Below are 11899 nucleotides of genomic sequence, written 5' to 3' on the forward strand. Positions count from 1 at the left end.
GAGCGTATTTTTGGAATATGCTAGTAAGGTTGCGTAGTAACGCAAACTTTTTTGGTGAAAGTACATCCAGAATACCATATAATATAATTAATATGTAATTATACATATTAATTAAAAATAATTTTCCTGTTTCTATACTTTCTATACATTTTTGTATGTTTAATATTTGACAGATAATTTTGAAATGTTATAATATTGATATGGAAAAATTTCTATTTTCTGAAAAGACATGGGAGTCAGATGAGAATTGTGAAAGGATGAGGGGGCGTGGCGCAGATTATGTATCACCACACAGCAATCAATGTATTAAGTCTTTTACAAAACATGTCAAATAATAAAATGAACGATGTGCAACTAGAAGAGGAATTAAAAAAAATAGAGAAACAATTCCGAGTAGAGTATGAAGAATTAGTTGATTTATATAATAGAATGGTATTATTTCAAATAGATATAGAAAAAAATGGCGGGATGCGGGCGTATGAAAAATCTACAATTACATGGCTGAAGTCTGAGTTAGAGTTACTGTATGAAGTGTATCAATTTTCCCAACGTCACGGTTTAAACATTATTAATATTTCAAAATACGTTAGTAAAAAAGAACTAAATCTTTTTCCGAAAACAGCAAGTCAATTACAAAATACGTATTACAAATTAAAAAAATGTGAAATACCGTTTGAAAATATTGAAAAACAAAAACCAGGACGAAAGCGAAAATACATGCCTGTAAAAGAACCGATTGTTGAGATGAAAAAAGGAAACGAGAAAGAATTAAGAAAAGAAATTCAAAATATAGAGAATGAAAAAAATCTTGTAACAGTTATATCTGGCATTGTTGATAATTTTGAAACGATTAACGAGTGTAGTGAAAGAAAAGAGCATGAACTACATCAGTTTATGGAAGGAATCTATAAGCTTTCTAGCATGGCCGCAGAGCGTTCAAAAGATGAAAAGAATGCTCGTGGACTCGAAGGTGAACTACATATATTACGGGTTGAAAATGAAAGGCTTAAGCGAGAAAAGGAAGAGCTTGTTCATGATATAAAAGAAATGACGCATCATTTAATTCATTTCATTACGAGCTCTGATATCGATCAAATTCGCACATTACCTTTCTTCGTAAAAGAATGTAAACAAGATTTGCATAAATTAGGGTTATATAATGCACAAGACGGTAAAATGAAAATTATGGTTGATCGTAGTGGGCAGGTTATGACTGTAACGCAGTAATAAAAATTGGGTATAAAATAAAAGGGAGATACATAGTTTATATGTATTTCCCTTTTGTTTTGTATGAAATCGTTCCGGGAAAAGGGAGAATATGTGAAAATGAAGCATTTAATTAAAAAAGAGATAAGGATTCTTTCCGAGGTAAAGATATTCGAAAAGGAATGATTTTTAGGAAACTAAGAGTTTACATCAATCTAGGTATTTCATTTCTTCTTTGCTATATTTGATTACAGCGAAGTGCCAGTTGTGAAAAAGTGTTAAGTAAAAGAAGATATATTAATTACAATTAACGGTGTATCAGTAGAGAATTATAAATGTTTATTAGCTAAATATTATTAGTAAAATCTAGTATCCGTACCTAGATGCTTAGTGAAAAATCACACGTGAAACGAGAAAGAACATTACTGGGAGAAGATTTTCTAAAATCTATCCATTTAAAAGGTTTATACGAACAAAGTTATATTGCAATTAAGAGCTATTATTCGCCTATCCATCAGGATTAGATAATCTAGTTCGTTTTCTTTATTAGTAGGTTGAAACACTTTTATTATACTACTAGACGGTACGGGAGGATATAAAAAGGGGATTAGATGTTCTTTATCCATAGTAGGGTGGAATATATTTACTGATATTGTACACTTTACCCATTAAATAAAAATTGATTATTGAGTACTATAGCTTAATCCATATAGAAAATTTGTTCTGTTAATATTTGAAACTCGTTATCTATGCAAATCACGTTTTCTTTTTGGAGCGGTAACATTGGAAGGTTGAGCAACTAATAAAAAAATATTTATACCTGTATGGGCACAACTCGTAATTAAGATATTCTATAGACGAGTAGAAACAATATTTAGTTCTTTGTTAAAATTTTTAAGTTAGTATTCATTCGATATTGGGTTTCATATAAGGGGATTATGAGTATATATGACAGTTGCTTGTATTTTTATTGGCCACTAGTTTGAAAATTAAATTTTAAGTGAAACAATTCTCAGAAATACTTTAAATGATAGTTAATTAAATATTTTTATAAAAAAATTTAATTAACTATCTAGCTTATTTTTAAAAAAAGTAGGATAATATAAATCGTTAATATATAGTATTGTAAAATAAAAATATAAAATTATTTTTATAAATAAAAAATAAGATTTGGGAGGCTATAAAAATGAAAAATAAAAATACAAAATTTTTAACAGGTCTTGGTATGAGTTCAATATTATTGATGTCTGCTATTCATCCAACTTCTACAGCTTTTGCAGCAGTAGAGAAATCTGGTGATCTAAAAGCGACATATGTAAAAATAGAAAATAAAAAAACTGGTGATACAGATTCGATTCAAGTAAGTGAATTGGAAGCAGGGGATAAAGTAAGAGTTTATAGTACAATCAAATCTACAGAGATATTAGCAGAGGGCACAGTAGAAGAGCAGGGTAAATCTTTGACAATTTCTAAGAAGGATTTATTAGAAGCAAAAGGTGGCACAGTGTATGTCACTGTGACGAAAAAAGAAAAGGAAGAAAGTTCCCGAACAGCGATAAAATATACTGCGGAGCCAGTAACAAAAGCACCGGCTGTAAAAATGATAACAGTAGTGAATAATAAAGCAAGTGTAGAAGATGAAGTAAAAGTGGAAGGTGTAAAAAAAGGGGCTACAGTAAGAGTTTATGATGCTTCTAGTGGAGGGAAAGAGCTAGGGAAAGCAATTGTAAAGGGAGATTCTGAGCTAGAAATAGGTATAGTGAAAATCAAACAAATTGCAAAAAATGCAAAAACTACTGGGACAATATATGTAAGTGTTGAAAATGTAGAAGAGTTAGAAAGCCCACGAACAGCAGTGAAGTATGATACGGAAGTATCAGCAGCGCCAGCAGCAAAAACAATTGTAGTAAAAAACAATAAAAACGGTGTAGAAGATACAATCCAAGTAACAGATTTAACAGAAGGTGACATTGTAAAAGTATACAACGTAGCGAAAGATGGAGAAGCAAAAGCGACATCAGAAGCAGTAGCTGAAGGTGGAAAAGAAGCAACAATTGAAATGAAAGACTTATTAGAATCAACAGGTGGAACAGTGTACGTAACTGTGACAAAACCAAATAAAGATGAAAGTAGCCGAACAGCAGTAAAATACGAAACAGAGCCAGTAACAAAGGCGCCAGCGGCGGATACAATCACAGTAGCAAATAATAAAAAAGCAGCAGAAGATACAATTAAAGTAACAGGTTTAGCTGAAGGCGATATCGTAACGGTATATGACGTAGCAACAAAAGGAAATGCATTAGCAACAGAAACAGTAGAAAAAGAGAAACAAGAAGTAGAGATTAAAAAAGCAGATCTTTTAAAAGCAACAGGTGGAACAGTGTACGTGAGCGTAAAAGGTGTAGATGGTTTAGAAAGCCCACGAACAGCAGTGAAGTATGATACGGAAGTATCAGCAGCGCCAGCAGCAAAAACAATTGTAGTAAAAAACAATAAAAACGGTGTAGAAGATACAATCCAAGTAACAGATTTAACAGAAGGTGACATTGTAAAAGTATACAACGTAGCGAAAGATGGAGAAGCAAAAGCGACATCAGAAGCAGTAGCTGAAGGTGGAAAAGAAGCAACAATTGAAATGAAAGACTTATTAGAATCAACAGGTGGAACAGTGTACGTAACTGTGACAAAACCAAATAAAGATGAAAGTAGCCGAACAGCAGTAAAATACGAAACAGAGCCAGTAACAAAGGCGCCAGCGGCGGATACAATCACAGTAGCAAATAATAAAAAAGCAGCAGAAGATACAATTAAAGTAACAGGTTTAGCTGAAGGCGATATCGTAACGGTATATGACGTAGCAACAAAAGGAAATGCATTAGCAACAGAAACAGTAGAAAAAGAGAAACAAGAAGTAGAGATTAAAAAAGCAGATCTTTTAAAAGCAACAGGTGGAACAGTGTACGTGAGCGTAAAAGGTGTAGATGGTTTAGAAAGCCCACGAACAGCAGTGAAGTATGATACGGAAGTATCAGCAGCGCCAGCAGCAAAAACAATTGTAGTAAAAAACAATAAAAACGGTGTAGAAGATACAATCCAAGTAACAGATTTAACAGAAGGTGACATTGTAAAAGTATACAACGTAGCGAAAGATGGAGAAGCAAAAGCGACATCAGAAGCAGTAGCTGAAGGTGGAAAAGAAGCAACAATTGAAATGAAAGACTTATTAGAATCAACAGGTGGAACAGTGTACGTAACTGTGACAAAACCAAATAAAGATGAAAGTAGCCGAACAGCAGTAAAATACGAAACAGAGCCAGTAACAAAGGCGCCAGCGGCGGATACAATCACAGTAGCAAATAATAAAAAAGCAGCAGAAGATACAATTAAAGTAACAGGTTTAGCTGAAGGCGATATCGTAACGGTATATGACGTAGCAACAAAAGGAAATGCATTAGCAACAGAAACAGTAGAAAAAGAGAAACAAGAAGTAGAGATTAAAAAAGCAGATCTTTTAAAAGCAACAGGTGGAACAGTGTACGTGAGCGTAAAAGGTGTAGATGGTTTAGAAAGCCCACGAACAGCAGTGAAGTATGATACGGAAGTATCAGCAGCGCCAGCAGCAAAAACAATTGTAGTAAAAAACAATAAAAACGGTGTAGAAGATACAATCCAAGTAACAGATTTAACAGAAGGTGACATTGTAAAAGTATACAACGTAGCGAAAGATGGAGAAGCAAAAGCGACATCAGAAGCAGTAGCTGAAGGTGGAAAAGAAGCAACAATTGAAATGAAAGACTTATTAGAATCAACAGGTGGAACAGTGTACGTAACTGTGACAAAACCAAATAAAGATGAAAGTAGCCGAACAGCAGTAAAATACGAAACAGAGCCAGTAACAAAGGCGCCAGCGGCGGATACAATCACAGTAGCAAATAATAAAAAAGCAGCAGAAGATACAATTAAAGTAACAGGTTTAGCTGAAGGCGATATCGTAACGGTATATGACGTAGCAACAAAAGGAAATGCATTAGCAACAGAAACAGTAGAAAAAGAGAAACAAGAAGTAGAGATTAAAAAAGCAGATCTTTTAAAAGCAACAGGTGGAACAGTGTACGTGAGCGTAAAAGGTGTAGATGGTTTAGAAAGCCCACGAACAGCAGTGAAGTATGATACGGAAGTATCAGCAGCGCCAGCAGCAAAAACAATTGTAGTAAAAAACAATAAAAACGGTGTAGAAGATACAATCCAAGTAACAGATTTAACAGAAGGTGACATTGTAAAAGTATACAACGTAGCGAAAGATGGAGAAGCAAAAGCGACATCAGAAGCAGTAGCTGAAGGTGGAAAAGAAGCAACAATTGAAATGAAAGACTTATTAGAATCAACAGGTGGAACAGTGTACGTAACTGTGACAAAACCAAATAAAGATGAAAGTAGTAGAACGGCAGTAAAATACGCAACAGAAGTATCAGAAGCTCTAAAAGCAAGCAATATTGTTGTGCTAAACAATGATGGTGAAGATGATATTGTGAGAGTAACAGGGTTAGCTACAGGTGATGTTGTAAATGTTTATGACGCATTAACAGAAGGGGAAAAACTGGGCACAGGAACTGTAGGAGATAAAAAGACAGCAGTAAATGTAAAGATTAAACAACTAGGGGAACAGGCAGGAAAAGTTTATGTTACTATCACAAAGAATAATAAGCTAGAAAGTGCACGCACAGCAAAAGATTATATTGCGGAGTAAATGAATAAATAATTTTTATAATTATTTATAAAAAAGCATCAGGACATTTCTGAAAAGAAAATACCTGATGCTTTTTGAACTTTCTTGGAGGGATTTTAGATAGAAGAGGATAAAAAACATAATCAAAATAAGACATGTTAAAAGTGAAATTTGACATTAGAATGCTGAACAGAGAAGGGGGATAGGAACATGTTAATCGAATAAACATTAATGGTATAGTTAAAATGAATAGGTAAGTGAAAAGAAAAAATAAGGGGAATTTTACATATTGCTGTTTCTGATAATAATTTATGTTTCACAAATTCACTGAGCTTTTTCGTTGTATAATTCTTACCTATAGATGGAATAGAATACAGGGATATGTTTTGAGTATTTAAGTGTCCAATATGTAATTGAAGGCGTTGTATCATTACATTAATTTCAATATGATGATGTTGTACTTCTTGGGATGTAATATTTATTTTTGTAATTGTCTTACTAGCATTAGTCTTTGTTGAAACTTTAAGAGTACTTTTCATTAAAGAGGCTGCCTTTTTACTTAATGAGGAGAATGATAGACTTGTTGTAGAATCAAGTGTATTTACATCTGTAGTATTATTGGCATGAGTAAGTGGTTCTGATAATCTTTTGGATTCTATATTTATAACGGTTTGATTAAGAGTGATTTTATTAAGAAAATTCATAATAAAATCACGCATTTTTATTAGCATATTCGTGAGAGTTTATAATGAAGATGTTAAGTTCTTTAATTTTAAACACTCTTTTATATTAGAATGACTAGTAGATTGTAACGTATGTTTTCTCTTTTGAAGTTTGTTACTTATTTTTGTAGAAGAACTATCTGCGAGTTTAGGAGTTTGTTCAATGTAATTGATTGTTGAGTATATAGGAATTTTATTTGCATATGATGAAAAGGATTTCGTCTTAATTGAAGATATACCATAGAGTATAGGAACACCTTCTTAGTTATTGTAAAAAAATACATCTCTCCATAAGGGGAGAGATGTATTTTTAATAAAGCATCAAATGGATTATTGTAATAATTTACTTACCATTTGTGGAGTTTGGTTTGCTTGAGAAAGCATGCTGATGCCAGCTTCGTTCAAGATTTTGAACTTAGTCATTTCAGACATTTCTTTTGCCATATCAGCATCTTCAATTTGAGAAGCTGAAGATGACATAGCTGTAGATTGATTGTTTAAGTTTTCGGCATTATATTGTAAACGATTTAATGTAGCACCTAATGTAGCTCGGTTTCCTGCAATTGCATCTATCATTGTATCTATTGTTTCAATTGCCTCATCTGCTGTAGTACCATCAGTACCTGTAATACTACCTAAACCACTTCCGTCAACTGCTTTAGTTTCGATGTCAATTGTACTAGCTTTTGATTTATCAGTAGATTTGATGGAAATTGTAGTATCAGCTTTTAACAGATTTGTTCCATTAAATTCTGTATTATCTGCAATGTATCCAATTTGGGTAATTAGCTGTTGGTATTCACCATCTAAAGCGTCACGATCTGTTTCTCCATTTGAGCCGTTAGCAGATTGAACAGCAAGGTCACGCATACGATGTAAAATGTTAGATACTGTGCCTAATGCAGAATCAGCTGTTTGAATTAAAGAGATACCGTCTTGAGTATTACGAGACGCGACATTTAACCCGCTTTCTTGTGCACGCATACGAGTAGCAATAGCAAGACCCGCTGCATCATCCGCAGCACTATTGATGCGTTTACCGCTTGATAAACGGTTCATAGCTGTATTCATTTTTTCTTGGTTTTGGCGCATGTACTCTTGCGTACGCATGCTATTAATGTTTGTGTTAATTCTCATGTTAAGAACCCCCATTTTTTTATATTGATTTTTCTGCAAATTGAAAAACGGTAATATGCAAAAAAATCAATTTCGAGATTTATTGTAATCCCTGTCGTAGTGGGTGTCAACTAAAAATTCGAATTAATAAATATAAAAAAATAACAGTTTAACAATATATTCATTTTTTTATTACATAATTATTAAAAGGATTATTGCAAACTTTAAAAAAAAACTCTAATATTAGATTATCTTTGTTTACCGAAAAGGTGATATTATGTTAGTTGGAAATATAGTAAAAGAAGTGCTTGCATATAAGAAAGGGCAAATTCAGCAAAAGCTAAGTAGTCCACAAGCATTCGTTAGTAGTCGTTTTCAAGAGAAGTTGCAGAGTGAACCTGCGAAGGAGACGAAGGGCACTACGCAGCCGGCAAAGGTAGAGGTAGAGGATATGAGTCAGCCGGTACAATCTACGAAAATAGAAACGGTCGTAAATAAAACGGAACAATCTATTAATAAAGTAGAGGAAGCGAGTAAGCCTGAAGAAAAGACTGAAACGAAGAACGTAGATGAAGTGCAAGTCGCACAAAAAGAGTTTGAACGACGTTTCCCAGAAACGAAAAATGAGGCTGCTGATACGTGGGAATTAACGAAGAAGTATAATATTCAAAAAATACGTTCTTCCAATGAGGGGAAATATGAGGATATTATTGATCGGGTAAGTCGTACATACGGAATTCCGAAAACGTTAATTCAAAAAATGATTGAAGTAGAATCTAATTTTAATCCGAAAACGGTGTCACATGCAGGTGCGATGGGTCTTATGCAGCTTATGCCAGCGAATGTGAAAGAGATGGGTATAAAAAATCCATTTTCACCAGCTGAAAGTATTGAGGGCGGTGTGAAAGAGTTAAGCGGTTATTTAAAGAAAAATAACGGCGACTTAGTATTGGCACTTGCTTCTTATAATGCTGGTCCTGGTAATGTGAGAAAGTACGGAGGCGTACCGCCATTTAAAGAAACGCAAGGATATATTAAAAAAATATTAAATATCGACGTTTCAAAATAAGAAATTTCATATATAGAGAGAACATGAAATTTTTGTGAACATGATATGGGAGTTGGCTAGATTTGAAATTACAAGATGATATTCCGTTAACAATTTATTTTGAAATCGGAAATACGAAAAAGAAAATTGAAGATTTGCTTCATATAACGAAAGGTACATTGTATCGTCTTGAAAATTCAACGAAAAATACGGTACGTCTTATGCTTGAGAATGAAGAGATTGGAACCGGAAAGATTTTGACGAAAAATGGGAAGATGTACGTTGAAATCGTTGAATTGAAAAGGTAGGGAAGGGGATTGTCATGAGTGGCGAAAAATTAAGCCAAGAACAAATTGATGCCCTGCTGAAGGCGGTAAATGAAGGCGAGGAAATGCCAGCTTTTGCACAAGAAGCAGGGAAGCAAGAGAAATTTCAAGAGTATGATTTTAATAGACCGGAGAAGTTCGGTGTTGAGCATTTACGTAGCTTGCAAGCAATTGCTTCTACATTTGGTAAACAGACGTCACAGACGTTGGCAGCACGTATGCGTATTCCGATTGAGTTAGAGCCTTCAACGGTTGAGCAAGTTCCGTTTACGAGTGAGTATGTGGAGAAAATGCCGAAAGATTACTATTTATATTGCGTTATTGATCTTGGCCTCCCGGAGCTTGGAGAAATTGTTATTGAGATTGATTTAGCGTTCGTTATTTATATTCATGAATGTTGGCTTGGCGGAGATAGTAAGCGTAACTTTACGATGCGCAGGCCACTTACAGCATTTGAGTTTTTAACACTGGATAATATTTTTATGCTCCTTTGTAAAAATTTAGAGCAATCATTTGAAAGCGTTGTTGCGATTGAACCGAAATTTGTAACGACGGAGACAGACCCGAATGCATTAAAGATTACGACAGCGAGTGATATCATTTCATTACTGAACGTAAATATGAAAACAGATTTTTGGAATACGACGGTGCGTATCGGTATTCCGTTCTTATCTGTTGAAGAAATTATGGATAAGTTAACGTCTGAAAATATTGTCGAACATTCTTCGGATAAGCGTAAAAAGTATACGTCTGAAGTGGAAGTGAAAGTAAATCAAGTGTATAAACCTGTTCACGTTGCAATTGGCGAGCAAAAGATGACAATGGGTGAGATTGAACAAATTGAAGAAGGCGATATTATTCCGCTTCATACGAAAGTTTCGGACGAATTACTTGGTTATGTAGATGGAAAGCATAAATTTAATTGTTTTATTGGAAAAGATGGAACGCGTAAGGCGCTCTTATTTAAAAGTTTTGTAGAGTAGGAGGATCCATATGAAGCATGAAGTATCTCCTGTGTCATTAATGGGATTAGAAGATTTTGCAGGAAAGCGAAATGAAGCGGGTAAAGCACATATTGATACCGTTTCAGATATTTCGATTGAACTTGGTGTAAAGCTTGGAAAGTCATCTATTACGCTTGGTGATGTGAAACAGTTAAAAGTTGGCGATGTTCTGGAAGTAGAGAAAAACTTAGGACATAAAGTAGATGTGTATTTAAGTAATATGAAAGTCGGCATCGGTGAAGCGATCGTAATGGACGAGAAGTTCGGTATTATCATTTCTGAAATTGAAGCCGATAAGAAGCAAGCTGCGCTTATGAAAGCGCAAAGTCAAATGCAAGATAAAGAGTAGAGGAGGAGTCATATGTCGTATATGACGACCTTATTTCAAGTCGTTTTACTGTTTGGTGCGCTCGGCTACGGTGCATATTATATGACGAAAAAGACACGCAAGCAGCAGTTTTTTAAACAAGGTGAAAATGGCCATATTCAAGTGAAAGACGGCGTGTATTTAAATCATCAAACGAGTGCCTTTTTATTTGAAGTGGATGGCAAGCAAGTGTTCACTGTTATTAGTAATAACGGTGTACAATCTGTGCAATTAACAGGAACAGGAAATCAGTTTCAACAAGCACTAGAAGACGCGGTGAAGAGTGAAACGAAAAAAGTAGAGGATCCATCATGAGAATAAAGAAACAGTTATCATTATTAGCCGTTATTTTCGTATTTTCTATCGTTTTTTCAATTATTTTTGTAAATCCAGCGTATGCGGCCCCGAACGGTTTTATTAATTTCGAAAATGGAAAAGAGTTTACGAGCAATTCAAGTGTACAGTTATTTGCGCTCGTTACCCTTTTATCATTATCTTCTTCTATCGTTCTATTATTTACACATTTTACTTATTTTATGATCGTTCTTGGGATTACACGTCAAGGACTTGGGGTAATGAATTTACCACCGAACCAAGTACTTGTTGGACTCGCATTATTTTTATCACTCTTTACGATGCAGCCTGTACTTGGGCAGCTAAAGAGCGATGTGTGGGATCCGATGACGAAAGAGAAAATAACAGTAAGTCAAGCTGCGGAGACGACAGCTCCGATTATGAAAGAGTATATGTCAAAGCATACGTATAAGCATGATTTAAAGATGATGCTGAAAGTGCGCGGAGAAGAGTTGCCGAAAGATTTAAAGGATCTTTCCTTATTTACGCTCGTACCATCCTTTACGTTAACGCAAATTCAAAAGGGATTATTAACGGGGATGTTCATTTATTTAGCGTTTGTATTTATAGATTTGATTATTAGTACACTTTTAATGTACCTCGGGATGATGATGGTACCGCCGATGATTTTAAGTTTACCATTTAAAATACTCGTTTTCGTATATTTAGGTGGATATACAAAAATCGTCGACATTATGTTTAAAACGGTCGCCTGAAGCGTTTGATGCTATGTGATAGGAGTCATATAAATGAATACGTCACCAATTATAGATATTTTTCAAACCTTTTTTTATAAAGGGGTTATGATTTTAATGCCGGTTGCCGGCGTAAGTATGATTGTCGTTATTATAATCGCTGTTATTATGGCGATGATGCAAATTCAAGAGCAAACGCTGACGTTTTTACCGAAAATGGCGAGTATCGTACTCGTTATTATCATTTTAGGTCCGTGGATGTTTCAAGAGTTAACGACGCTTATTTTAGATTTATTTGATAAAATTCCATCGCTATTGCGTTCGTACTAAGATGG

11 protein-coding genes and 1 pseudogene are annotated in these 11899 nt (G+C 34.5%); 10 read left to right on the top strand and 2 right to left on the bottom strand.

From position 1 onward, the window contains the following. The first annotated feature begins 279 nt into the window (after nt 1–279). The 3 genes and pseudogenes from VF726_RS02745 to VF726_RS02755 all read left to right on the top strand — a co-directional run bounded on the left by VF726_RS02745 (nt 280) and on the right by VF726_RS02755 (nt 5953). On the top strand, nt 280–1227 hold the full coding sequence (locus VF726_RS02745; protein ID WP_440166685.1) for a DNA-binding domain-containing protein: 948 nt from the start codon (nt 280–282) through the stop codon (nt 1225–1227). Between the two features lie 362 nt (nt 1228–1589). Then, nucleotides 1590–1761 (top strand): annotated as a pseudogene (locus tag VF726_RS02750) (molybdopterin molybdenumtransferase MoeA); the annotation flags it as partial. 631 nt (nt 1762–2392) lie between these two features. Then, the gene (locus VF726_RS02755; RefSeq protein ID WP_440165634.1) at nt 2393–5953 is read left to right on the top strand and encodes a hypothetical protein; all 3561 of its coding nucleotides are present in this window, start codon (nt 2393–2395) and stop codon (nt 5951–5953) included. Between the two features lie 137 nt (nt 5954–6090). Here VF726_RS02755 and VF726_RS02760 read toward each other — a convergent pair whose 3' ends face one another. Next, nucleotides 6091–6636 carry a hypothetical protein gene (locus tag VF726_RS02760; protein WP_440165636.1) on the bottom strand — a complete coding sequence of 182 codons (546 nt, stop codon included), beginning with the start codon at nt 6634–6636 and terminating at the stop codon, nt 6091–6093. 348 nt (nt 6637–6984) lie between these two features. Next, on the bottom strand, nt 6985–7791 hold the full coding sequence (locus VF726_RS02765) for a flagellin N-terminal helical domain-containing protein (RefSeq protein WP_001222389.1): 807 nt from the start codon (nt 7789–7791) through the stop codon (nt 6985–6987). Nucleotides 7792–8047: 256 nt separating this feature from the next. Between VF726_RS02765 and VF726_RS02770 the strand changes: the two genes are divergently transcribed. The 7 genes from VF726_RS02770 to VF726_RS02800 all read left to right on the top strand — a co-directional run bounded on the left by VF726_RS02770 (nt 8048) and on the right by VF726_RS02800 (nt 11894). Then, a complete protein-coding gene (locus VF726_RS02770; protein WP_440165638.1) occupies nt 8048–8839 on the top strand; it encodes a lytic transglycosylase domain-containing protein in 792 nt (263 codons plus the stop codon). Nucleotides 8840–8901: 62 nt separating this feature from the next. Next, nucleotides 8902–9126 (top strand): flagellar motor switch protein FliN, encoded by a 225-nt coding sequence (locus tag VF726_RS02775; protein WP_000775712.1) that lies wholly within the window; start codon nt 8902–8904, stop codon nt 9124–9126. A 14-nt stretch (nt 9127–9140) separates the two neighbouring features. Continuing rightward, on the top strand, nt 9141–10127 hold the full coding sequence (fliM, locus tag VF726_RS02780; protein WP_064459929.1) for a flagellar motor switch protein FliM: 987 nt from the start codon (nt 9141–9143) through the stop codon (nt 10125–10127). 10 nt (nt 10128–10137) lie between these two features. Next, the gene (gene fliN / locus VF726_RS02785) at nt 10138–10497 is read left to right on the top strand and encodes a flagellar motor switch protein FliN (protein WP_000680010.1); all 360 of its coding nucleotides are present in this window, start codon (nt 10138–10140) and stop codon (nt 10495–10497) included. 12 nt (nt 10498–10509) lie between these two features. Then, the gene (locus VF726_RS02790; protein WP_000121176.1) at nt 10510–10830 is read left to right on the top strand and encodes a hypothetical protein; all 321 of its coding nucleotides are present in this window, start codon (nt 10510–10512) and stop codon (nt 10828–10830) included. Next, nucleotides 10827–11585: a flagellar type III secretion system pore protein FliP gene (locus tag VF726_RS02795; RefSeq protein ID WP_001220582.1), complete on the top strand. Its 759-nt coding sequence runs from the start codon at nt 10827–10829 to the stop codon at nt 11583–11585. Before VF726_RS02790 ends, VF726_RS02795 begins: the two co-directional genes overlap by 4 nt. A 33-nt stretch (nt 11586–11618) precedes the next feature. Next, the gene (locus VF726_RS02800) at nt 11619–11894 is read left to right on the top strand and encodes a flagellar biosynthetic protein FliQ (protein ID WP_001098085.1); all 276 of its coding nucleotides are present in this window, start codon (nt 11619–11621) and stop codon (nt 11892–11894) included. The last annotated feature ends 5 nt before the right edge of the window (nt 11895–11899 follow it).

It is taken from the genome of Bacillus sp. Brlt_9 (genome assembly GCF_051948935.1).
Classification (GTDB): domain Bacteria; phylum Bacillota; class Bacilli; order Bacillales; family Bacillaceae_G; genus Bacillus_A.